17 protein-coding genes, 1 tRNA gene and 1 pseudogene are annotated in these 22,434 nt (G+C 68.6%); 7 read left to right on the plus strand and 12 right to left on the minus strand.

Translation table 11 applies throughout. From position 1 onward, the window contains the following. Positions 1 to 264: 264 nt before the first annotated feature. Together NM203_RS09325 and NM203_RS09330 are read left to right on the plus strand one after the other, a co-directional pair. Positions 265 to 3,270, plus strand: a complete 3,006-nt coding sequence (locus NM203_RS09325; RefSeq protein WP_255059562.1) for an MMPL family transporter — start codon at positions 265 to 267, stop codon at positions 3,268 to 3,270. An 80-nt stretch (positions 3,271 to 3,350) separates the two neighbouring features. Beyond that, complete coding sequence (locus NM203_RS09330) at positions 3,351 to 3,782, plus strand: helix-turn-helix domain-containing protein (protein WP_255059563.1); 432 nt, start codon at positions 3,351 to 3,353, stop codon at positions 3,780 to 3,782. Positions 3,783 to 3,785: 3 nt separating this feature from the next. On the opposite strand, the gene NM203_RS09335 is transcribed toward NM203_RS09330, so the two are convergent. Both NM203_RS09335 and NM203_RS09340 read right to left on the minus strand, forming a co-directional pair. Continuing rightward, positions 3,786 to 4,475 (minus strand): hypothetical protein, encoded by a 690-nt coding sequence (locus NM203_RS09335; RefSeq protein ID WP_255059564.1) that lies wholly within the window; start codon positions 4,473 to 4,475, stop codon positions 3,786 to 3,788. Beyond that, a complete protein-coding gene (locus tag NM203_RS09340) occupies positions 4,472 to 5,053 on the minus strand; it encodes an Rv1363c family protein (RefSeq protein WP_255059566.1) in 582 nt (193 codons plus the stop codon). The genes NM203_RS09335 and NM203_RS09340 overlap by 4 nt, the downstream gene beginning before the upstream one ends. A gap of 59 nt (positions 5,054 to 5,112) precedes the next feature. On the opposite strand from NM203_RS09340, the gene NM203_RS09345 reads away from it, so the two are divergent. After that, positions 5,113 to 7,092 carry a M13 family metallopeptidase gene (locus NM203_RS09345; RefSeq protein WP_308212818.1) on the plus strand — a complete coding sequence of 660 codons (1,980 nt, stop codon included), beginning with the start codon at positions 5,113 to 5,115 and terminating at the stop codon, positions 7,090 to 7,092. 43 nt (positions 7,093 to 7,135) lie between these two features. Here the strand turns inward: NM203_RS09345 and NM203_RS09350 are convergent, their stop codons facing one another. The 5 genes from NM203_RS09350 to NM203_RS09370 all read right to left on the minus strand — a co-directional run bounded on the left by NM203_RS09350 (position 7,136) and on the right by NM203_RS09370 (position 10,714). After that, positions 7,136 to 8,017: an endonuclease domain-containing protein gene (locus tag NM203_RS09350; RefSeq protein WP_255059567.1), complete on the minus strand. Its 882-nt coding sequence runs from the start codon at positions 8,015 to 8,017 to the stop codon at positions 7,136 to 7,138. A gap of 121 nt (positions 8,018 to 8,138) precedes the next feature. Then, complete coding sequence (locus NM203_RS09355) at positions 8,139 to 9,161, minus strand: L,D-transpeptidase (RefSeq protein WP_255059568.1); 1,023 nt, start codon at positions 9,159 to 9,161, stop codon at positions 8,139 to 8,141. Positions 9,162 to 9,322: 161 nt separating this feature from the next. Further along, positions 9,323 to 9,808 carry a GNAT family N-acetyltransferase gene (locus NM203_RS09360; protein WP_255059569.1) on the minus strand — a complete coding sequence of 162 codons (486 nt, stop codon included), beginning with the start codon at positions 9,806 to 9,808 and terminating at the stop codon, positions 9,323 to 9,325. After that, positions 9,805 to 10,119: a copper-sensing transcriptional repressor RicR gene (gene ricR / locus NM203_RS09365; protein ID WP_255059570.1), complete on the minus strand. Its 315-nt coding sequence runs from the start codon at positions 10,117 to 10,119 to the stop codon at positions 9,805 to 9,807. The genes NM203_RS09360 and ricR overlap by 4 nt, the downstream gene beginning before the upstream one ends. 1 nt (position 10,120) lies before the next feature. Beyond that, entirely contained in the window at positions 10,121 to 10,714 is a 594-nt protein-coding gene (locus tag NM203_RS09370) for a DUF305 domain-containing protein (RefSeq protein ID WP_255059571.1), read from the minus strand. Positions 10,715 to 10,984: 270 nt separating this feature from the next. On the opposite strand from NM203_RS09370, the pseudogene NM203_RS33590 reads away from it, so the two are divergent. Continuing rightward, positions 10,985 to 11,842, plus strand: a pseudogene (locus tag NM203_RS33590) (dihydroxy-acid dehydratase domain-containing protein); the annotation flags it as partial. Positions 11,843 to 12,386: 544 nt separating this feature from the next. On the opposite strand, the gene NM203_RS09390 reads toward NM203_RS33590, so the two are convergent. After that, positions 12,387 to 12,485 (minus strand) — tRNA-Thr (locus NM203_RS09390). A gap of 28 nt (positions 12,486 to 12,513) precedes the next feature. Here NM203_RS09390 and NM203_RS09395 point away from each other — a divergent pair. After that, the gene (locus NM203_RS09395) at positions 12,514 to 13,125 is read left to right on the plus strand and encodes a LysE family translocator (protein WP_255059575.1); all 612 of its coding nucleotides are present in this window, start codon (positions 12,514 to 12,516) and stop codon (positions 13,123 to 13,125) included. Between the two features lie 3 nt (positions 13,126 to 13,128). On the opposite strand, the gene NM203_RS09400 is transcribed toward NM203_RS09395, so the two are convergent. The 3 genes from NM203_RS09400 to NM203_RS09410 all read right to left on the minus strand — a co-directional run bounded on the left by NM203_RS09400 (position 13,129) and on the right by NM203_RS09410 (position 19,378). Further along, entirely contained in the window at positions 13,129 to 14,892 is a 1,764-nt protein-coding gene (locus NM203_RS09400; RefSeq protein WP_255059576.1) for an alpha/beta hydrolase domain-containing protein, read from the minus strand. A gap of 125 nt (positions 14,893 to 15,017) precedes the next feature. Continuing rightward, positions 15,018 to 18,254, minus strand: a complete 3,237-nt coding sequence (locus NM203_RS09405; protein WP_255059577.1) for an MMPL family transporter — start codon at positions 18,252 to 18,254, stop codon at positions 15,018 to 15,020. A gap of 92 nt (positions 18,255 to 18,346) precedes the next feature. Further along, positions 18,347 to 19,378, minus strand: coding sequence for an AbrB family protein (locus NM203_RS09410; protein ID WP_255059578.1), 1,032 nt, complete (start codon positions 19,376 to 19,378; stop codon positions 18,347 to 18,349). A 194-nt stretch (positions 19,379 to 19,572) separates the two neighbouring features. Between NM203_RS09410 and NM203_RS09415 the strand changes: the two genes are divergently transcribed. Both NM203_RS09415 and NM203_RS09420 read left to right on the plus strand, forming a co-directional pair. Next, a complete protein-coding gene (locus tag NM203_RS09415; RefSeq protein WP_255059579.1) occupies positions 19,573 to 20,556 on the plus strand; it encodes a TauD/TfdA family dioxygenase in 984 nt (327 codons plus the stop codon). A 108-nt stretch (positions 20,557 to 20,664) separates the two neighbouring features. Then, a complete protein-coding gene (locus tag NM203_RS09420; RefSeq protein ID WP_255059580.1) occupies positions 20,665 to 21,642 on the plus strand; it encodes a TauD/TfdA family dioxygenase in 978 nt (325 codons plus the stop codon). An 8-nt stretch (positions 21,643 to 21,650) separates the two neighbouring features. Here the strand turns inward: NM203_RS09420 and NM203_RS09425 are convergent, their stop codons facing one another. Next, entirely contained in the window at positions 21,651 to 22,433 is a 783-nt protein-coding gene (locus NM203_RS09425; protein ID WP_255059581.1) for an MHYT domain-containing protein, read from the minus strand. Position 22,434 lies beyond the last annotated feature (1 nt).

Below are 22,434 nucleotides of genomic sequence, written 5' to 3' on the forward strand. Positions count from 1 at the left end.
ATCCGGTCCAGGCCATAGTGCCATCCCGCGGCGCGCGGCAGCCAATCAGCTCAGCAAACACACAGGTCAACTGTGCCGAGGTGGTCGGCGGGCGACGGCGTAACGTCGGGCCAGCCGGGACCGAACCTCAGGGCAGGGACGTCCGGCGGGCCCGCGCGAGCCGGTCACCCTACCCCACGCTGCGGTACGCTCATCGTTGCGAAACGCCGGGAGAAAAGCGCCGATCAGGCTCGATCGTTAGAAGGGTTCGCCATCCAGCAGTTCATGATGCGGTTGAGCAGCAACCTGCGCCGATTCCGCTGGGCCGTGTTCGCGGTTTGGCTGCTCCTCCTCGTTCCCTCCGTCTACCTGGCGCTGAGCCACTCGGGCAGTCTCACCGGCGGCGGCTTCGACGTGTCGGGGTCGCAGTCGCAGCAGGTCGAATACGAAGTCGAGGACAACTACCCCGATCAGGGCGCTTCGCCGCTCGCGCTCGTCGCGGCACCGCGGGCCGATGCGTCGTTCCAGGACATGACCGACGCCGTCGCCGAACTCGAGCGCATCGCGTCCGACGTCCCCAACGTCAAGATCGCGCCCAACCCGCAGCAACCGCCGCCACAGCCGGATCGGCCCTACGTCGTCACCCTGCAGACCGACTTCGCGACCGGCAGCACCAACGTCGCCAAGGAGCTCCGCCAGAAGGTCGGCATCAACGACGAGCAACCCGGTCAGACCGCCGACGGCCGAGTGAAGCTGTACGTCATCGGCCAGGGTGCGCTCGGCGCGGCCGCCAGCGAGGCCACCAAGAGCGACATCGCCGAGGCCGAGAAGTGGAACCTGCCCATCGTCCTGGTGGTGCTGCTCGCGGTGTTCGGGTCGCTCGCCGCGGCGGCCATGCCGCTGGTCCTCGGCATCTGCACGGTCGTCGTGACGATGGGCCTGGTCTACCTGCTGTCGATGTACACGACGATGTCGGTGTTCGTGACGTCGACCGTGTCCATGTTCGGCATCGCGCTCGCGGTCGACTACTCGCTGTTCATCCTGATGCGTTTCCGCGAGGAGTTGAGATCGGGCCGAGAACCGTCCGACGCGGCCGACGCCGCGATGGCGACGTCGGGTCTCGCGGTGCTGCTGTCGGGTCTGACGGTCATCGCGTCGCTGACCGGTATCTACCTGATCGACACCGCGGTACTGAACTCCATGGCCACGGGCGCCATCCTGGCGGTCGCGCTCGCGGTGCTGACGTCGACCACGCTGACCCCGGCGGTGCTCGCGACGTTCGGCCGGGCCGCCGCGAAACGTTCGTCGTGGCTGCACGTCTCGCGCAGGCCCGACACGACGCAGTCGCGCTTCTGGACCCGCTGGGTCGGCACGATCATGCGCAGGCCGTGGATCGCGGCCACGTCGGCCACCGCCTTCCTGCTGGTCCTCGCGGCGCCGGCGTTCGCGATGACGCTCGGCAACAGCCTGCAGCGCCAGTTCGACCCCTCCCACGAGATCCGCGGCGGCGTCAACGCGGCGGCCGACGCGCTGGGGCCGGGTGCCCTCGGTCCGGTCAAGGTGCTGGTGACGTTCCCCAACCGCGACGCGAACGGGCCGGAGAACGCCGCGACCCTGGACGCGGTGCGGCAGAAGATCTCCGAGGGCCCCGACGTCGCGCAGGTGTCGCCGCCGGTGTTCGCCACCGACAACCAGAGCGCGCTGCTGACCACCGTGCTGTCCGTCGACCCCGAGGACCAGGGGGCGCGTGAGGCGGTCGACTGGCTGCGGGCCAACCTGCCCGCGGCGGCCGGTCCGCGCGTCGACGTGGACGTCGGCGGGCCGACCGCACTGCTCAAGGACTTCGACGACCGGGTCTCGTCGACACAGCCGCTGGTCTTCGGTTTCGTCGCGCTCATCGCGTTCGTCATGCTGCTGATCTCGATCCGCTCGGTGTTCCTCGCCCTGAAGGGCGTCCTGATGACCGTGCTGTCGGTGGCGGCCGCCTACGGCAGCCTCGTCGTCGTCTTCGAGTGGGGCTGGTTCGAGGCGCTGGGCTTCAAACAACTGGAAACCCTCGACACCACCGTCCCCCCGCTGGTCCTGGCGATGACGTTCGGGTTGTCGATGGACTACGAGATCTTCCTGCTGACGCGGATCCGCGAGCGCTTCCTGCAGACGAACAACACGCGCGACGCCGTGGCCTACGGCGTCAGCACCAGCGCGCGCACGATCACCAGCGCCGCGCTGATCATGATCGCGGTCTTCATCGGGTTCGCTTTCGCGGGCATGCCGCTCGTCGCGCAGATCGGCGTCGCGTGCGCGGTCGCGATCGCCGTCGACGCCACCGTGGTGCGGCTGATCCTGGTGCCGGCGTTGATGGCGATGTTCGCGCAGTGGAACTGGTGGCTGCCGGGCTGGCTGGACCGCACGCTGCCGTCGGTCGACTTCGAGAAGCCGCTCCCCAAGGCCGATATCGGCGACCTGGTCATCATCCCCGACGACATCTCCACCCTCGGTCCGTCGGGCGCGGACATCCGCGGCGTGGTGAAGTCCGCCGCCAAGCTCAAGACGCTCGCACCGCAGACCATCACGGTGGCCGACCCGCTGGCCTTCAGCGGCTGTCTGCTGCCGCCACTCGGCGACCGCGTCAAGGGTGGCGACGGGCCCTCCGGGGCGAGCGAAGCGGCGGGGGCACCCCTGGTGAAGCTGCGTCCGCTGACCAGAAGCGCGAAGGTGAACGGCGCGGGCGGCCCGCACAACGGGAGCGGGAAGAACGGCGCCAACGGCCACGTGTCGCTGCCGACCGGCCGGACGCGCAAGATCCGTCAGCCGGTGCACCCCGTGACGGTGTGGCGCGGCAGGCTGTCGGTGGCGCTCGACGCGCTGACGGCCGCCGCCGAGATCGACCCACCCGTGGTGCACAGGCTCAGCCCGATGGAGACCACCAACGTCCAGCTGCCCACAGGAGATCGGCTGCAGATTCCCACCGGGGCCGAAACACTGCGGCTCAAGGGCTACCTGATCATGTGCCGGAACACGACCCGCGACTTCGCCGAGTTTGCCGAATTGGTGGAGTCCATGGAGACTCAGACTGCGGCGGTGGTGCTGGCCGGAATGGACCGGTACTACCGTGGTCAACGCTCGAAGAAGCAGTGGGTCGCCACGCAACTGGTGCGGCGGCTGGCCGATCCGCAGCCATCGGATGAACACGACGCCTCGACGTCGGGTCCCGATGCGGAGGAGGATTGGGACAGGGTCAGGCAGCGCTGCCTGTCCGTGGCGATCGCGATGCTGGAGGAGGCTAGGTGACGTTGTCGACGGACGCGCGAAGCGGGTCGGCCTCCAATAGCCGTCCACCAAACGGAGCGGCCCCCCGCCGGGCGCCCCAGGTGGATGCGCGCCCCGTCGAGTTCTGGCCGACGTCGTCGATCCGGGCCGCCCTGGAGACCGACGACCTCACCGTGTGGCAGCGCATCGTCACCGCCATCAAGCGCGACCCCTACGGCCGCACCGCCCGGCAGGTCGAAGAGGTGCTCGACACCGCGCGACCGTACGGGGTGTCGAAGGCCATGGCCGAGGTCCTGCAGCGCACCCGCGCGCACCTCGAGGAGACCGAGTGCGCCGAAGTCGCGCGGCACGTGCGACTGCTGCTGGAGCGGTCGGGGCTCGCGCAGCAGGAGTTCGCGTCCCGCATCGGCGTCCCCAACGACAGGTTCGCGTCCTTCATCAGCGGCGCGGACAGCCCGTCAGCCTCCCTGATGATCCGCATGCGCAGGCTGTCCGACCGGTTCGCCAAGATGCACGGGGATCGCTCCGAGTAACGCTCAGCGTGAATTGATCGGCGCCAGGTCGGCGACGAGCCACTTGTCCCCGTCCTTGGTCAGCGACACCCGAAGCGGCAGCGCCACCACGATCGGCTGCTTGCCGGGTGCGTTCTGCGTGCCGCGCATGACGACCGCGACGACGGCGTCGGCGGGCCCGATGGCCTCCACCCCCGCCGAGACGGTGGACGCCGACACGGAAAGGTTCTTGCTACTCAAATCCTTTGCCATGGCATCGAATTCGGTCTTGTACGCCTCCGCACCCTGCGGTGTCATCATGGCGACGACGCGGTCGCGCGACACGTTGGGGCTCTGCGGAGCGAACGTCGCGGACGCCTCCGCGGCCGCGCTGGCGATGCCCACGACCTCGGTCGTGGCCGTGCGGATCGCGCGCTCCGGGACGGTCCACTGCAGGTACCCGACGACGACGGCGGTCACCGCGGCGACCGCTGCCACGGTGACGACGCCGAGTCGCAGGCCGGGACCCTCGTCATCGGTGCCGACGGTGACCCCGTCGCGGCGGTACAGCACGCCGTTGACGACGACGCCCTGCACGATCAGCAGGCACAGCACCGAACACAGCGACACCCACCACAGCGGCCACGCCAGCGCCACGCCGATGTAGAGCAGTGCGGCGACCGCCGCCAGCGGGGCCAGTACGTCGATGGCGAGGACCCGCAACCCGTTCCTCATCGAATGGTCTCCAGGCTCGACACCAGCAACTCGCCGTCGACGTCGGAGATTCCGAGGCGCAGCGTCCAGTGCACCGTCAGCGGCTGAGCGCCCGCGTTCTGGCTGATCGAGGTCGCCACGACGATCACGGTGTCGGTGCGCGACGCGACGGCGGCGAGTTCCGGTGGCGGGGCGGGCGAGATGCCGGCGTCGCCCTCCCTGGCGTGATGCAGCGATTCGATCGCCACCGACTCGACCTGGCCCGCGGTCTGGCTCTGCAGCTTCTGCACGACCTGACTGAAGGGCTCGACGGCGGTCTCGAAGTTGGCGTTGAGCTGGCCGACCGTGCCGTCGTGCAGTTTCTGCATGCTCTGGGTGACGGTGCCGGAGTTCATGTTGATGAGAACGCTCGTCCACTCCGCGGCGGCCTGCAGCACCGAGGTCCGGTAGCTGCGCTCGTCGACGTCGCTGCGGTGCCCGATCCAGATCATCGTGGCGAGCACCGCGGCGATCACGGCCACCGCGCCCAGCACCGCGGAACCGATGCCGAGGCCCGTGAACACGCCGTCGCGCGGCTCCTCGCCGGTCTCGTCAGCCATGGCCGTGAGGCTACCCGGCGGTCACGGCACACCTCGCGGGCGTCTGGAAGGATGGCGGGGTGACGGTAGAAGCCATGAAATCCGGAATCGACCTGTCCTTCGTCGACGGTGACGCCCGCCCGCAGGACGACCTCTTCGGCCACGTCAACGGCCGCTGGCTCGCGGACCACACGATGCCCCCCGACCGCGCGACCGACGGCGCCTTCCGGTTGCTGGCCGACCGCGCCGAGGAGCAGGTGCGCGACATCATCACGGATGCGGCCGCTTCCGGCGGCGCGAAGGGAACGGATTCGCAGCGCATCGGCGACCTGTACGCCAGCTTCATGGACACCGAGACGATCACGAACCTCGGCGTGCGCCCGCTGCTCGACGAGCTCGCCGGCGTCGATTCCGCGCTGACGCCGGTCGAGCTGGCCGCTGAACTCGGCGAGTTGCAGCGCACCGGCATCGGCGGCGGCACCGGCGTGTACGTCGACACCGACTCCAAGGACTCCACCCGCTACCTGCTGCACCTGTCGCAGTCGGGCCTCGGGCTGCCGGACGAGTCCTACTACCGCGACCCGCAGCACGCGGCGATCCTGGCGGAGTACCCGAAGCACATCGCCAGGATGTTCGGACTCGTCTACGGCGAGGGCGACTGGGACGCGACGGCCGCGCAGATCGTCGCGCTGGAGACGAAGATCGCCGCCGCGCACTGGGACGTGGTGAAGCGCCGCGACGCCGACCTGACCTACAACCTGCGCACTTTCGCCGAATTACCCTCGGAGGCACCCGGTTTCGACTGGGCGGTTTGGGTGACGGCGCTCGGTACCTCGCCGGAGCGCGTCGCCGAGGTCGTCGTCCGGCAGCCCGACGCGCTGACGGCGTTCGCCGCGCTGTGGGCCGGCGAGGACCTCGACGACTGGAAGCGGTGGCTGCGCTGGCGCGTCATCAGCGGCCGGGCGTCGCTGCTGACAGACGAGATCGTCGACGCGAACTTCGCGTTCTACGGGCGCACGCTGTCGGGCACCGAGCAGTTGCGCGACCGCTGGAAGCGGGGCGTGAGCCTGGTCGAGAGTCTGATGGGCGACGCCGTCGGCAGGCTGTACGTCGAGCGGCACTTCCCGCCGGATGCCAAGGCCCGCATGGACGAGTTGGTGGCGAACCTGCGGGAGGCGTACCGCGTCAGCATCACCGATCTCGAGTGGATGACTCCCGGCACCCGGCAGCGCGCGCTGCAGAAGCTCGACAAGTTCACGCCCAAGATCGGCTACCCGGCGAAGTGGCGCGACTACTCGTCGCTCGTCATCGCGCGCGACGACCTGTACGGCAACGTGCTGCGCGGCAACGAGATCGAGACCGACAGGGAGCTCGCCAAGCTGGGCGGCCCCGTCGACCGCGACGAGTGGTTCATGACGCCGCAGACGGTCAACGCGTACTACAACCCCGGCATGAACGAGATCGTCTTCCCCGCAGCGATTCTGCAGCCGCCGTTCTTCGACGCCGACGCCGACGACGCCGCGAACTACGGCGGCATCGGGGCGGTGATCGGCCACGAGATCGGCCACGGCTTCGACGACCAGGGTGCGAAGTACGACGGCGACGGCAACCTCGTCGACTGGTGGACCGACGACGACAGGGCCGAATTCAGCGTCCGCACAAAGGCGTTGATCGAGCAGTACGAGCACTTCACGCCCCGCCAGTTGAGCGGCGACAACCACGTGAACGGCGCGTTCACCGTCGGCGAGAACATCGGCGACCTCGGCGGGCTGTCGATCGCCCTCCTCGCGTATCAGCTCTCGCTGGGCGGCGAGGAGGCCCCGGTCATCGACGGGCTGACCGGCGTGCAGCGGGTGTTCTTCGGTTGGGCGCAGGTGTGGCGCACGAAGTCCCGTGACGCCGAGGCGATTCGGCGACTCGCCACCGATCCGCACTCGCCCCCGGAGTTCCGGTGCAACGGCGTGGTCCGCAACATCGACGCGTACTACGACGCGTTCGACGTCACCGAGGACGACGAACTCTTCCTGGAAGAGGCAGCACGGGTGCGGATCTGGAGTTAGTCGCGGCCGGCAACCCCGCCGAGACTTCACAACGTGACGAATTTCAGCTGATTCGCGTCATCGTATGCAGTCTCGGCGGCCCTCCCCTGCCGACGATCGCGCTTTCGGCCCTCCGCACGATGGCGATCGGAGACTTCATGTGGTGCGAGCTCACCCGGACGATCAGCCAACCCCTGGCGGCGAGAAACTCCAACCGGTCGATGTCGGCCTCGTAGGCCGTCGAATCGCTGAAGTGCTGCTCACCGTCGTACTCGACGCCGACCTTCCACTGCGGCCAACCCATGTCGATCCGTCGCACCACCCGTCCCCGCTCGTTCACTACAGGAATCTGCGTCACCGGCCGAGGTAGGCCGCCGCGAATCAGGATGAGCCGCAACCGGGTCTCCTGCGGGGATTCCGCGCCGCCGTCGGATAACTCGAGCGCCGATCGCAGGCGACGTATGCCCCTGACCCCCGGGTACCGCCCGACGATCACCTCGACATCCGCGACGCTGCAGCGCGTCGCGTTCAGCAGGGCGTCGATACGGACGATGCTGTCGTCAGGCGCAGTGAAACGCCCGATGTCGAACGCGGTGCGAGCGGGCGTCGTGCACGGGATGCCGGCCCGGACCGCGATCTCGTCGTCCGCGATCCACCCGCTGCGAACCACGATGCCCTTCGCCGAGGTGTACCGCGACCGGCCCAGCTCGGCGATCTCGTCGTCCGCGATCCACTTGGCGCCGAGCATCGCCGTCGCCGAGTTGCCGACGAGAGTCGCTTCACGATGCGACCACAGCCATGCGGCCACCGCGCGGTCGCGCGCGGTCAGCGTCAGATCGTTCAACGCGTAGACGTCGCGATGCAGCTTCGTGTACTTCGACCGCAACTGCTGCCGGGTCACCGCGCCCGACGCGAGCGCCTCTGACGCCACCACCAGTGCTTGCACATCTGGTTAGACGCAGGAGACGGCCAATCGGCTCCCTCATATGCGTCGAGACTGCACACGATGACGGATATCAGCGATATGACGTCATCACGTGCAGTCTCGGCGACGTGGAAGGAGGGATCTAGAACATCTGCCAGTCCGACGCACCGTCGGGCGCGTTGTAGATGCCGACGGAGTTCTTGATGACGACGGCGTCACCGCTGCCGAAGTTGTCGAAGAACCACTGGGCGTTGGCCGGGCTCAGGTTGATGCAGCCGTGGCTGACGTTGCGCTTACCCTGATCGCCGACCGACCACGGCGCGCTGTGCACGAAGATGCCGCTGTTGTCGATGCGGACGGCGTCCTGCACCTTCAGCTTGTAGCCCTCCGCGGAGTTGACGGGCACACCGTACGTCGAGGAGTCCATGACGATGTCCGGGAACTTCTCCAGCACGTAGTAGGTGCCGTTCTTGGTCTCGTGCTTGCCGTCGGGCTTGCCCATCGACACCGGGAAGGTCTTCTCCACCTTGCCGTTACGCACGACGGTCATCGTGTGAGTGCTGTCGTCGACCGTCGCGACCAGCTGCTCGGGAACCGTGAAGCTCGACTTGGTGCCGCCGGCGTCGATGTTGACGACGGTGCCCGCGGGCCAGAACGCCAGCGGGCGCCAGCGCAGCTGCGTGTCGTTGACCCAGTAGAACCTGCCGGGCACCGGCGGGACGGACGAGACGTGCACCGCGTCCTGAGCCATCTGCCGATCGGCGATCGGGCGGGCGAAGTTGATGTAGATCGGCTTGGCGGCGCCGGCGATCGACCCGTTCGTCGGGTTGAACGTCGGCGGCGCGAAGACCGGCTGGCCGACGTACGGCGTCGGGTTCTGGCCCTCGGGCGTGCCCTCGGGGATGGCGGGCGCGGGCGGACCGAAGATGCCGCCCGGATCGAACGGGCCCGGCGGCGCGGGCACCGGAGCGGCCATCGGGTCGACGGGCGCGGGTTCGGCCGGCAGCGGTCCGGGCAACGGCACTCCGGGATCAACGGGGCCGGGCACCACACCGGGGTCGACCGGTGGTTCGGCCCAGGCCGTTGGGGTGACTGTCACCAGTCCACCGATCAGTCCGGCTGCGACGATTGCCGTCGACAACCGCCTCATGGTCCGCTGAAGCATGCGTTTCCTCCCATACCTAACTGAACCCAGTGTCGCATAGCGCGCGACCGGTATTCGCCCAGCGCACCGGGCTGATCGTGTCTCGACACCCGTCTAAAACAACGCTGACCTGCGTCGTTGCGTAGTGACGAAGTGGTGGCGGCGGCTCCCTGTGGATCCACTCAGGGCACCGCGAGTTCCCATTTCCAGACCGAGCCCTCGTCGGGGTCGGTGGCCTCGCCGGTGTGCCGGAACCCGAGCTTGCGCAGCACCCCGGTCGACGGGTTCTCCTCCGGCATCGTGTGGGCGATGACCGTGTGCACGCCCGCGGCCACCGCTTTCGCGACCATCGCCCGCGCGGCGGCGGTGGCATAGCCGCGACCACGCAGTTCGGGGGCGATCTCGTAGCCGATCTCGACCACGCCGTCGTCGGGCGGCCCGACGAAACCGCCTGATCCGACCAGCAGGCCGTCGTCGAAGAACAGGTGCATCCACCAGTCCGCCTCGGCCGGGCTCTCCCGGAGCTTGTCGACGGTGAACTCGAAGGCCTCCGGGAACTCCGGCCAGCCGACGGGGACGGGGCTGTCGATACGTGCGGCGAACTCCGCGGGGTCGCGCTGGAAGGCCTCGAGATCGTCGGCCGTCGCGGGGGCGATCGCGAAAGTCACGACCGCACCAGTCTCGCGATCGCGGCCGACGCCTCGGCGAGCTTGCGATCCGCCTCGTCGCCGCCCTCGGCGACGGCGTGGGTGACGCAGTGCCCGAGATGCTCGTCGAGCAACCCGAGCGCCACCGACTGCAGCGCGCTGTTGACGGCGCTGATCTGAGTGAGGACGTCGATGCAGTACTTGTCGTCCTCGATCATCTTGGCGATGCCGCGGACCTGACCCTCGATCCGGCGCAGTCGCTTGGCGTAGTTCTCCTTCCTCGGCGAATAGCCGTGCGGTGCAGCCTCTTCGGCTAGTTCCGGCTCCGTCATCTCAGTCTCCCAACATCTGCTTCATCGAGGTGATCTCGGCCTGCTGCGCGGTCACGATCTGCTGCGCGAGCCGCTTGGCGTCGGCGCTGGCGCCGTCCTTGAGCTCGGCGTCGGCCATCACGATCGCCCCCTCGTGGTGGGCGATCATCGACTGCAGCCAGAGCTTGTCGAACGCGTCGCCGTTGAGCGTCTGCAGCTTCTCCATCGTGGCGGTGTCGACCATGCCCTGCATGCTGGACATGTCGTGGCCCTCGTGCCCGCCGGCCTCACCCGCGTTCCACTGGACCAGCAACACCTTCATGGTCTCGATCTCCGGACCCTGGGCTGCGGAGATGGTCTGGGCGAGCGCGATGACCTCGGGGTTGGTCGTGCGCGTCGGCACCATCTCCGACAGGTCGACGGCCTGCTCGTGGTGCGGGATCATCATGGTGGCGAAGGTGACGTCGGCGTCGTTGAAATCCGCGGGCTGACCGGACACCACGGGGGTTTCCGCTCCGTGCGGGTGGTCGGTGTGACCGTCGGAGGCGGGCGTCGTACAGGCGGACACGAACAGGGCCATGGCGAGTGCGGCCAGCGCCGCGACGAAGGACTTCACCCCACCACCGTACCGGATACCCCCGAGGGGTATCACGATCGGATGGTCGGCTTCGCGAAATGCGTTTTGGTGGGCTCGCTGGTCAGGCGCATAATCGGACGCATGCCCTCAGACCCCTCAGACATCAAACCGCGCAGCCGCGACGTCACCGACGGCCTCGAGAAAACCGCGGCTCGCGGCATGCTCCGCGCGGTCGGGATGGGCGACGACGACTGGGCCAAGCCGCAGATCGGTGTCGGCTCGTCGTGGAACGAGATCACCCCGTGCAACATGTCGCTGCAGCGGCTTGCGCAGGCGGTCAAGACCGGTGTCCACAACGGCGGCGGCTACCCGCTGGAGTTCGGCACCATCTCGGTGTCCGACGGCATCTCGATGGGCCACGAGGGCATGCACTTCTCGCTGGTGTCCCGCGAGGTCATCGCCGACAGCGTCGAGACCGTCGTGCAGGCCGAGCGCCTCGACGGCACGGTGCTGCTCGCCGGCTGCGACAAGTCCATTCCCGGCATGCTGATGGCCGCCGCCCGCCTCGACCTGGCGAGCGTCTTCCTCTACAACGGCTCGATCATGCCGGGCGTCGCCAAGCTGACCGACGGCACCGAGAAGGAGGTCACGATCATCGACGCCTTCGAGGCGGTCGGAGCGTGCTCCCGCGGGCTGATGTCCCGTGCGGACGTCGACATCATCGAGCGCGCCATCTGTCCCGGCGAAGGCGCCTGCGGCGGTATGTACACCGCCAACACCATGGCCTCGGCCGCCGAGGCGCTGGGGATGTCGCTTCCGGGCAGCGCGTCACCCGTCGCGATCGACAAGCGCCGCGACGAGTACGCGCGCAAGTCCGGCGAAGCGGTGGTCGAGATGCTGCGCCGCGGCATCACCGCCCGCGACCTCCTCACCAAGGAGGCCTTCGAGAACGCCATCGCCGTGGTGATGGCTTTCGGCGGGTCCACCAACGCCGTGCTGCATCTGCTGGCCATCGCGTGGGAGGCCAACGTCAAGCTCTCACTCGAGGACTTCACCCGCATCGGACAGAAGGTGCCCCACCTCGCCGACGTCAAGCCCTTCGGTCGGCACGTGATGAAGCACGTCGACGAGATCGGCGGCGTGCCCGTGGTCATGAAGGCGCTGTTGGATGCCGGCCTGCTGCACGGGGATTGCCTTACGGTGACCGGACAGACGATGGCCGAGAACCTCGCCCACATCGAGCCGCCGGATCCCGACGGCAAGGTGCTGCGCGCGATGAACAACCCGATTCATCCCACCGGCGGCATCACGATCCTGCACGGTTCACTCGCCCCCGAGGGCGCCGTCGTCAAGTCGGCCGGTTTCGACTCCGACGTGTTCGAGGGCACCGCAAGGGTTTTCGAGCGCGAACGGGCGGCGCTGGACGCACTCGAGGACGGCACCATCACGCACGGCGACGTCGTCGTCATCCGCTACGAGGGCCCCAAGGGCGGGCCGGGCATGCGCGAGATGCTCGCGATCACCGGTGCGATCAAGGGCGCGGGCCTCGGCAAGGACGTGCTGCTGATGACCGACGGCCGGTTCTCCGGCGGCACGACGGGACTGTGCGTCGGGCACATCGCGCCGGAGGCCGTCGACGGCGGACCGATCGCCTTCGTCAAGGACGGCGACAAGATCCGGCTCGACGTCGCCAACGGCACCCTGGACCTGCTGGTCGACAAGGACGAATTCGAGTCGCGCAAGGTCGGTTTCGAGCCGCTGCCCCCGGTGTACAAGACCGGCGTGCTGGCGAAGTACACCAAGCTCGTCGGCTCGGCGGCGACCGGCGCAGTGTGCTCGTGACGCTCGCCTTCCTCATCACCTCGCTGATCGTCGTCGCCACGCCGGGCACCGGTGCGCTGTACACCGTGGCCACCGGCCTGGCGCACGGCACGCGGGCGAGCGTGTTCGCCTCGGTGGGCTGCACGGTCGGGATCGTGCCCGCGATGCTGGCCGCGGTCACCGGCCTGGCGGCGATCATGCACAGCAGCGCGATCGCCTTCCAGACCGTCAAGTGGCTCGGCGTCGCCTATCTGCTGTACCTGGCGTGGATCACGTGGCGCGACAGGTCCGAACTGATCGCCAGCGCAACCGAGTCCGAGCGGCCCAGCACGTGGCGCATCACCTGGACGGCCGTCGCGGTGAACGTGCTGAACCCCAAGCTGACGCTGTTCTTCGTCGCGTTCCTGCCGCAGTTCATCGATCCGGCCCGCCCGCCGGTCGCCCAGATGCTGTCGCTCAGTGCGGTGTTCATGGCGATGACGTTCGTCGTGTTCGCCGGGTACGGCGCGTTCGCCGCCGCAGTGCGCACCCACGTGATCCGTCGACCACGCGTCGTGACCTGGATGCGTCGCACGTTCGCCGCGACCTACGTCGCATTGGCGGCCCGGATGGCCGTCACGGCCCGCTGAGGCTCAGTACTCCTTGACGGCCTTCGCGACCATCGAGTCGACCTCGTCGGCGAGCAGGAAGCGCTGCGCGACAAGCTCTTCGGCGGCAGCCCGGACGGCGGCGGCGTAGTCGTCGCTGCTCGCGTAGCGGTCGGTGACCGACGGCCGGCCGGGGAGGAACGGCACCTTGGAGCCGATGCGCTCGTAGAGCACGCCGGGGAGCATCTCGTCGTGGCGGCGGGGGTTCCAGCCGGTGTAGGCGGCGAGCGGGGCGGCGACGGCGGGGAGGCGGATGCCCGCGATCTCGTTTCCGTCGGCGTCGACCGCCGAGACCAGGTCGACGAAGGTCTCGCCGAGCTTGACCGGCCAGCTGCCGATGCCGTTGTCGGCGTCCGCCCCGAGGTCGACCTTGCGGGCGTAGGGCAGCGAGGCCAGCGACGGCGTGGCCACGTGGCCGAAGGTCGAGAGAACGTCTTTGCGGGTGACGGCGGTGCCGTCACTGGTGCGCGGGACGCGGCTGGCCGGGGGCAGGACGCCGTCGACGACCCATTCCTCGAGCGCGATCAGCAGCGCGCGGTTGACCGGCGAGACGTCGAGGCGGTGCACCTCGTTCTCGACGGGCAGCGCGCCCTTGATGTTGCTGCTGCCGAAGTGGTCGGTGCCGGCCAGCAGGTAGGTGCGGACTTCGGGCTCCTCGGGCAGGTCCTGGCCGGTGTAGGGGTCGACGTGGGTCAGTGCGCCGTCGCCGTTCCAGTACTCGGCCGAGCTGTTGGTGAAGATGACCTTCGGCACGCCGCCGAGCTCGCGCTGGCGGGCCAGCAGATCGGACGCGCCGAACTTGCCCGCGGTGCCGAAGCCGTTGGTCTGGGTGACCGAGGGCTGGGCGAAGCGGTGGTTGAACTCGCCGCGGGCGGCACTCGCGACGTCGCTGTAGACGCCGTCGAAGACCTGCATTCCGGACTCGTCGACGTTCAGGCCCTCTGAGATGAACTGGCGCAGGAAGCGGGCCGCCTGGGAGACGCCGTAGGCGAACGTGTGCTGGAAGCCCTCGCCGCGCAGGTGCGAGACGATGTCGCGGACCGCGAGCAGGCCGGCCCCGGCGACGGGCGCCTGCGTGGTGCGGTACACCAGCTCGTACCAGTGGAACGGCTGGAAGCCGCCGTCCAGGGCGACGGTGACCTCGTCGGTGAAGCGCCAGCTCTCGCGGGCGATCGTGGTGGGCTCGGCGTCGGGCGAGGTGCGAACCGTCAGGACGGCCTCGGGGTCGTTGACGTCGGCGGTGGGGTACTTGGTGAAGTCGAAGAGGATGTCGGCGCCGGGGATGGACTCCACCTCGGGGGCCGTGTAGCGCAGCGCGTGGTCGGCGTGGACGCTGTCGGAGCGCCACTCGAGGCGCATGAAGCCGGCGGGAACCTCGGCGACCGGAGCGGTCAGCCCCAGCGTCGCGGCGGTGCGCTGCACGTCCCACTGCCAGCCGCAGGACACGATCGTCCAGCCGCGGTCCAGGAGGAAGCCGCCCTTGAGCCACGGCGCGTTGGTGGGGACGCCGCGGTTGGGAACGACGAAGAGCAGCTTGCCGTTGCCGCCGTCGGTCGGGCGGATGATGCGGAGGTCGGCGTCGTAGCGGACCAGGCCGTCCTCGTCGCGCGGGGCCAGCGCGAGGTCGGTGATGCGCTCGTTCGCGAGGTGCTCGGGGTCGACCGCGAAGTTGACGGTGGCCTCGACGCATTCGTAGCGGCTATCAGCGTGCGGGTAGACGTTGGTCGTCTGCACTGATTCGACGCTCATGTCGGCTCCTGGGATGTTCGGCGTGGCTCTTGACTAAGAGATTGCCGTCACCCTCTTGGGACATCCTTGATGGATTCTTGACATCCCGATCCGGCCGATAACCAGGCCGAACGCGCCCCGCCGGGCTACCTCCGCTGAACGCCGTGCGGCTGCTGCCGCGGACCGTGCGGCGCGTACATCCGGCCCTGCGAGCCGTGTGCGCTCGACACGTGCAGCACCAGCGTCCGGCCGCCGATCCGGACGGCGGCACCCGGCCGCCAGAGCGTGGGCACCCAGGGCTCGAGCCTGCTCCAGCCGGGTGCCGAGGCGTCGCGGATGAAGGACCCGTTGGTGGTCTGCCGGTCCGTGATCACGACGTCGCCGTTGACGATGCGGACCTCGAGGTGGGCCCGCGACAGCTGCTCGGTGACGTCGTCGACGGTCACCGGACGAAGCCCGCGTTGTGCGGCGTCCGAATTCTGCGGGCCGCGGCCGAGCACGGAGTCCCGGTCGAGGTCGACGCTGGTGTGGTCGTCCAGGAGCAGCCATCGCTTCGTCGGGGCGTACACCGGCGCCTGCGCCTGCGGAGTCTGCGCCGCGGGTGCGACCGGAATGCGGGGCGGAGCGGGGGTGCCCGCGGCCGGCTGGCACCACACGACGGCGCCCTGACCCGGCACCGTGCCGTCGGTGAGCGAGTAGACGCCGTTGCGCTCGGACGGCGTGTAGTGCGCCTGATCCGCGTCGTCGACGGTGACGACGGCGGCGACCGCGGGCACCGGCACGGACTGGTGCAGCAGGTTTCCGCGGCCGCGCAGCACGGTCTGGAAGGCGCCGTCGTCGAGGGTGACGGTGACGTTGCCGGACAGCAGGATCTCCAGGCCCGTCGGTGTCGGCAGCAGGATTCCGACGTCGATCAGTTGGCGGCTGAAGTGCGTCCGGCGCACGACCTCGCTGAACGCGTTCGCCAGCGACTTCGCCTCGGCGCGCCTGACCATCTCGACCAGCGCGCCCAACTGTACCGCTGCCGCGGAATCCTTTGTCAGCGCGCCCAATTCGCGATGGGCGACGACGATCACCGTGCCGTTGACGTTGGCGACCAGATGGCGACCGGGGATGACCTCGACCTCGCGCGGCGGGCCGACCACCCGCTGGTGATCGAGCGTCTTCTCCTCGCCGACCCGCTTGAGCTCGAGCGCCAGGTCGGGATCGAGATCCGGTGCGGCGGCGCCGGCTTCGGCCGGATGCTCGCTGATGCCGATCTTCGCGTGCAGCCGCCGCAGCGGGGCGGGCGCCCACCAGTTCCAGTCACCGGCCAGGCGCAGGAACGCGGGTACGACGACGCCGCGGATGATGGTCGCGTCGATGACGACGGCGAGCGCCGTTCCGATGCCGAACATCTTCATGAACGACAGTCCGCTGGCGAAGGACACCAGCGTGATGGTCAACAGCAGTGCGGCGCTGCTGATGATGCGGCCGACGCGACCGAGGCCGACGACGATGGCGGTGTTGTTCGTCATGCCCGAGTCGCGCGCCTCCTTGATGCGACTGAGCAGGAATATCTCGTAGTCGATCGAGAGGCTGAACGCGATAGTGCAGAGCAGCACCACCATGGACAGGTTCAGCGGCGCGGGGGTGACGCCCAGAAGCGATGCGCCGTGGCCGTACTGGAAGACCCAGACCATGATGCCCAGCACGGCGCTGAGTACCAGGATGTTCAACGCGAGCGCCTTGATCGGCACGACGATGCTGCCGGTGAACAGGAACAGCAGGATGAACGTGAAGACGGCGATCAGGGCACCGGCTAGTGGCAGCTTGTCGGCGATGGCCTTGCTGCTGTCCATCAGGGTCGCGGTGGGTCCACCGACGTCGATCCTGCCGTCGGCCGTGCTGGTGACGTCATCGCGGATCTCGCGCACGATGTCCTGCGCCCGTTGGGAATCCGCGGGCACCGACATGTAGGCGAACACGTAGTTGGGGGCGTTCGCCTCGAACGGTGGCGCCTCGCCGACCTGCTTGCCCTTCTCGAACCGGCCGATGGGACCGTTGACCAGCTTCACGTCGGCCATGCCGGACACCTTGAGCGCCAGGTCCTTCAGCGCCGTGCTGTCGTTCTCGGTGGCCAGCGTGATCGACTGCGAGAAGTCCAACGGGTAGTCGGTCTGCAGGGACTGGGCGACCTGTCGGGCGTTCGAGTCGTCCGGCAGCGCGCGGTAGTCGGGGGTGGCGTACTTCGCGCTCAGGAACGGGATGCCGAGCGCGAGCATGATCACGACGACGGGCAGCGCGTACAGCAGGGGCTTGCGTGTCACGGCTTCGGCGAATCGGCGCCAGAACAGCGAGTCGGCGGACGGCTGGACCTTGCGGCGGATGATGGACAACGAGTCGATGCGCTTGCCGAGCAGCGTGAGGATCGCGGGCAGCACCACGATGGCCATCGCGGCTGCGAGCAGGACGACGGCGCTGGCGGCGATGCCGACCGAGCGAAGGAAGTACATCGGGAACACCAACAGGCCGACCATGGCCAGCGTGACGGTGGCGGCGCTGAACAGGATGGTGCGGCCCGCCGTGTCGACGGCCGCGATGATGGCCTGTTCCTGGCCCTTGCCGTTGGCCATCTCCTCCCGGTATCTCGACACCAGGAACAAGCCGAAGTCGATGGACAGCCCGAGGCCGAAGGCGGTGGCGACCGTGAGCGCGTGGGTCGAGACGTCGGTCACCATGGTCATGAGCCACAGCACCAGCAGGGTCGCGACGATCGAACTCACGCCGATGACGATCGGCAGGAAAGCCGCGATCAGACCGCCGAACACCACGATGAGCACGACGAAGGTCAACGGCAGGGCGATCATCTCGGCCTGCTTGATGGTCTGCTTGGTGCCGGCCCTGGTCTCCTTCTGGACCCCGAGCTGACCACCGGCGCGGACTTCGACGTTCGGGTTGTCGGGCAGGGCCGCGATGATGTCGGCCGCGCGGTCGGCGGCCTCGTCGTCGGTGCCGCCGACGTGGGCCAGGATCAGGCCCGATTTGCCGTCCTTGCTGCGCAGGTCGGTCGCGCCCCTGTCCTCGAACGTCCTGGTGACCTTCGAGTCCGGCGCGTCCGAGACGGCCTTGCGCACCTCGTCGGTGACCGTCTTGACCTCGGCGTCGTCGATGGTGCCGGTCTTCGGCACCACCTGAACGATCAGGTTGGACGTCGTGCCGAAGGTCTGGTCGAGGAAGTCGTCGGTCGTCGACGACTCCGACGCCGGGTCGGTGTACCCGCCGACCGCGAGCTTGTCGGTGGCCGAACTGCCGAACACGATGCTGACGACCAGCAGCGCCAGCACGGCCACCAGCACGGCCTTCGGCCGTTTGACCGTGAACTCGGCCAGTTTCCTCAACATGGAAGATCTCTCGTTTGCGTCGGCGGGTTCGCCGAGATCTCTAGACGGAATCCTGCGACAGTGCGCAGGTGTTGTCGAGTGGTCGACGGACGTCAGTTGGCGACCGCGACGGGCTGGGCGGCCTGCTCGTCCTGCGCCGCCGCACCCCGCTGCGCCGCGAACTTCAGGAAGACCTTCGCGATGAGCGGTGCGGCGAACAGCATCAGGACGATCCGGATGACCTGTGCGGCCATGATGAAGGTGACGGTGGAGCCGGTGCCGACCGCGGTGGCCAGCACCGCGAAGACGCCGCCGGGGCTGGTGGCCAGGTAGCCGTCGAGCATGCTCAGGCCGGACACCTTCGCCAGCAGCACGCCGAAGCCTGCGGCCGCGACGTTCAGGACCACGATCAGTCCGATCACGGTCGGCAGGATCCGCTTCATGGTCTGGAAGGACTCCCTGGTGAACTGGAGCCCGGCCTGCCAGCCGATCAGCATGATGCCGGCCTGGACCAGCAGCATCGGGACCGACAGGCCCCAGGTCAGCCCGCTCAGGTCCAGCGCGATCGCGATCGCCATCGGGCCGAGCAGGCCGCCACCGGGTAGCCGCACCAGGCGGGCGGCGAAGGTGCCGACGACGACGATGAGCGCGACAAGCGGGAGGCTGAGGTACCAGGGCAGCGTGCCGGACTCGCTCATGTGGGCGACGTTGTCCTCCGTCGTGTTGAAGAAGACGGCCACGATGACCGGCATCGACGCCATGATGATCGCGACCCGGAGGTACTGAACAGCCGCGACGATCCGCTCGTCGGCGCCGAGATCCTTCGCGATGGCGACGACGCCGGAGGCGCCACCCGCGACCAGGGCGAGTCCGCCGGTCAGCGGGGTGACGCCGCGGTGCATGCCGAGGAGGGCGCCGCCCGCGACGCTGATGAGCAGCGTTCCGACCGCGATGGCGATGACCATCGGCCAGTTCGAGCCGAGGGCGTCGAAGGAGACGGTGTGCACCAGCAGGCCGGTGTAGACGCCGAGCACGCCCTGCGCCGCACGGCCGGCGGCCGGGACGGAGCTCGGTGCGTAGCGTGCGAGCCCCTTGGCCAGCACTCCGCAGCCGATGGCGATGAGGACGAGATCGAGCGTGTTCATGCCGTTTAAGTTCCGTCACCCCCCTTGGCGGATTCTTGACGTTTTCTAAAGCCGTCAGGAACGCCGCCTCCAAGAAGTCGTTGAGAAAGTTCCAAGAACGAAAACGAACACTGGGCACCGGAATCGAGCAGGGACCTTTCGCGGCCACCGGCCGCCACCTGACGACCGTGATCCTCTCGGGAAGGACCAACTAAATGACCATCGAGGCAACGCATCTCGCGACCGACACCCAGCGCAGGCCGATTACCGGCCCCACGGTATGGGATCGAGACAGCCTCCAGGCCGAGGACTACGTCCTGGCGGTCGAACCCGCACAGGCCGACGCCTGCCTGCGCCTGCGCGACGATCTGCGCCGGGCGGGTAGGACCATCGCCACCGTCGAGCCCGCCGACTTCCAGGTGCCCGAGCTCGCCGAGCTCGGCCGGGCCGTCCGCCGGCGCATCCTCGCGGGCCCCGGCTTCGGCGTGCTGAGCGGCTTGCCGCTGGCGGGCTGGACGGACGAGGAGGCGTCGATGCTCTACTGGGGGCTCGGCACCTATCTCGGTACCCCGCAGCCGCAGAACCTGTTCGGCGACCGCGTCTACCTGGTCGCGGACACCGGAAAGGCCATCACCGAGGCACGCGGCTCGAAGACGAACTCGGAGTTGATCTTCCACACCGACGGCGCATCGGGCTATCTCAACAGCCGGGTCGACGTGCTCGGCCTGCTGTGCCTGCGGAAGGCGGTGTCCGGTGGCGAGTCGCGGATGATCAGTTCGCACACCGCCTACAACCGGCTGCTGGAGAAGCACCCAGACCTCGTCGAGATCCTCTACGAACCGTTCTGCTTCGACCGGTCACGGGAGACGGCGCCCGGCGGCGACCCGATCTCGGTGGGCTCGGTCTTCACCGACACGCCCGACGGCGTCCGGGTCCGCTACAACCGGGCCTACATCGAATTGGGCCACATGCGTGCCGAGCGGCCTCTCACCGATCGTCAGCGCGATGCGCTCACGACGTTCGACAACGTGCTCAACGACCCGTCCCTGTCGGTCGAGTTCACCCTCGAGCCCGGTGACGTCTTCCTCGCCAGCGACCACGCGACGATGCACAACCGGCGGGCCTTCGTCGACGCGGAGGACGTGGCCGATCGCCGCGCCCTGGTCCGCCTGTGGCTCGAAGGTGAGCCGCGCAACTGAGTCGCGCGGCTCATTGAGAAAGCTCCAAGCGGCGCCACTCAGACTCTCTCTCAACAGTATTCGGACCCTCGCACACCGAGGGTCACCGACACCGTAGAGAGAGATGACATGAGCACCGACACACAGGAAGTAGCGATCCGTCGGCCGATCACCGGGCCCACGGTGTGGACCGAAGCCACCCTCGACGTCGACGACTACGTGCTGTCGGTCGAGCCGGAGCAGGCCGCCGCCTGCCTGCGTCTGCGCGAGGATTTGCGCAGCAGGGGTCGACGGCTGGACACCGTTGATTCATCGGACTTCCGAGCGCCGGAGCTCGCCGCGCTGGGCCACGGCATCCGCACGCGCATCCGGTCCGGTCCCGGCTTCTGCGTTCTGCGCGGTCTGCCGCTGGACGGGTGGACGGACGAGGAGGCGTCGATGCTCTACTGGGGCCTCGGCACCTACCTCGGCGGGCCGCTCCCGCAGAACCGCGAGGGCGATCGCGTCTACCTGGTTCAGGACACCGGCATGTCGGTCGCGGAAGCCCGCGGGTCGAAGACCAACTCCGAGTTGATCTTTCACACGGACTCGTCGTGCGCCTTCGCGGGCAGCAGGCCCGACGTGCTGGGGCTGCTGTGCCTGCGCAAGGCGGTGTCCGGCGGCGAGTCGGTGATGGTCAGCGGCCACACCGCCTACAACCAACTGCTGGAGACGCGGCCCGACCTCGTCGAGGTGCTGTACGAGCCGTCGTTCCTCTTCGACCGCTCGCACGAGTCCCGCCCCGGCGAGGAGCCCGTCTCGGTCGGGGCGATCTTCACCGACACCGAGGACGGCGTCCAGGTGCGGCACAACCGGCTCTACATCGAGTTGGGCCACTTCCGCACCGAGCGGCCGCTGACCGAACTGCAGCGGGAGGCGCTCGACGCCTTCGATCGCATCCTCAACGACCCGGCGAACTACGTCGAGTTCACCATGGATCCGGGTGACGTCTTCTTCGCCGACAACCACGCCGCACTGCACAACCGGCGCGCGTTCGTCGACGCGGAGGAGGTGGCTGAGCGCCGCTGCCTGGTCCGGCTGTGGCTGGGCGGCGAGCCGCACAACTGAGGCCCGGGTCAGGCCTGGCGGACCGGTGCGACCTCTTCGTATGTTTCCGTTGGGCTTTCGTCGGCGTCGCGGTCGGGGGCCAGCATCACGGCCGTAATCGGTGCGACGAGCGCCAGCAGGCCGATCACGAACACCGGGAACAGGAACGAGAACACCTCGAGCCCCTGCGGGACCGGCGCGTTCTGGTCGACCGAGACGCGGATCGCGGCCATCCCCGTGTAGTGCATACCGGTCACGGCCAGACCCATCACCAGGCCCGCGACGAATCGGAGCAGCGGCGACTCGAGGACCAGCGTGAACCACAGCGCCGCCGTCGCCGCGACGATGGCGATGGCGACCGACACCGCGACGAGCGTGCGGTCGTAGGTGATCGAGCCCTGGATCTGCATCGCCCACATGCCGGTGTAGTGCATCAAGGCGATCGCCGAACCCGTGATCACGCCGCCCGCGAGAAGTCGCAGGACGTGGACGGACCGGCCGATGGTGATCAGCCCGATGAACACGGCTGCGATCGCCAGCACCGCCGACGCGACCGTCCAGCCGAGGTGGTAGCGGACGACGCCGTTCGGGATCGCGAATCCGAGCATGGCGATGAAGTGCATCAGCCAGACCCCCACGCCGCCGATGGCGATCGACGCCATGACGAGCCAGCGGAGACGATCGCGGCCCTGCGGTGCAGTGGCACTGCACCGGGTGCACGCCAGTCCGACGACCGAACCGGTGACCGAGACGACGTAGGCGAGCACGAGCAGCCACAGCCCCATGTCGAAGTGATGGACGTCGTGGGTCATG

Source organism: Mycolicibacterium arenosum (assembly GCF_024320865.1).
GTDB classification, from domain to species: domain Bacteria; phylum Actinomycetota; class Actinomycetes; order Mycobacteriales; family Mycobacteriaceae; genus Mycobacterium; species Mycobacterium arenosum.

Excerpts from the sequence above, each read along its gene's own strand:
- NM203_RS09325 (WP_255059562.1), top strand. The coding sequence starts at position 265 with ATGATGCGGTTGAGCAGCAACCTGCGCCGATTCCGCTGGGCCGTGTTC.
- NM203_RS09335 (WP_255059564.1), bottom strand. The coding sequence starts at position 4,475 with ATGAGGAACGGGTTGCGGGTCCTCGCCATCGACGTACTGGCCCCGCTG.
- NM203_RS09340 (WP_255059566.1), bottom strand. The coding sequence starts at position 5,053 with ATGGCTGACGAGACCGGCGAGGAGCCGCGCGACGGCGTGTTCACGGGC.
- NM203_RS09355 (WP_255059568.1), bottom strand. The coding sequence starts at position 9,161 with ATGCTTCAGCGGACCATGAGGCGGTTGTCGACGGCAATCGTCGCAGCC.
- ricR (WP_255059570.1), bottom strand. The coding sequence starts at position 10,119 with ATGACGGAGCCGGAACTAGCCGAAGAGGCTGCACCGCACGGCTATTCG.
- NM203_RS09400 (WP_255059576.1), bottom strand. The coding sequence starts at position 14,892 with ATGAGCGTCGAATCAGTGCAGACGACCAACGTCTACCCGCACGCTGAT.
- NM203_RS09405 (WP_255059577.1), bottom strand. The coding sequence starts at position 18,254 with ATGTTGAGGAAACTGGCCGAGTTCACGGTCAAACGGCCGAAGGCCGTG.
- NM203_RS09410 (WP_255059578.1), bottom strand. The coding sequence starts at position 19,378 with ATGAACACGCTCGATCTCGTCCTCATCGCCATCGGCTGCGGAGTGCTG.
- NM203_RS09415 (WP_255059579.1), top strand. The coding sequence starts at position 19,573 with ATGACCATCGAGGCAACGCATCTCGCGACCGACACCCAGCGCAGGCCG.
- NM203_RS09420 (WP_255059580.1), top strand. The coding sequence starts at position 20,665 with ATGAGCACCGACACACAGGAAGTAGCGATCCGTCGGCCGATCACCGGG.
- NM203_RS09425 (WP_255059581.1), bottom strand. The coding sequence starts at position 22,433 with ATGACCCACGACGTCCATCACTTCGACATGGGGCTGTGGCTGCTCGTG.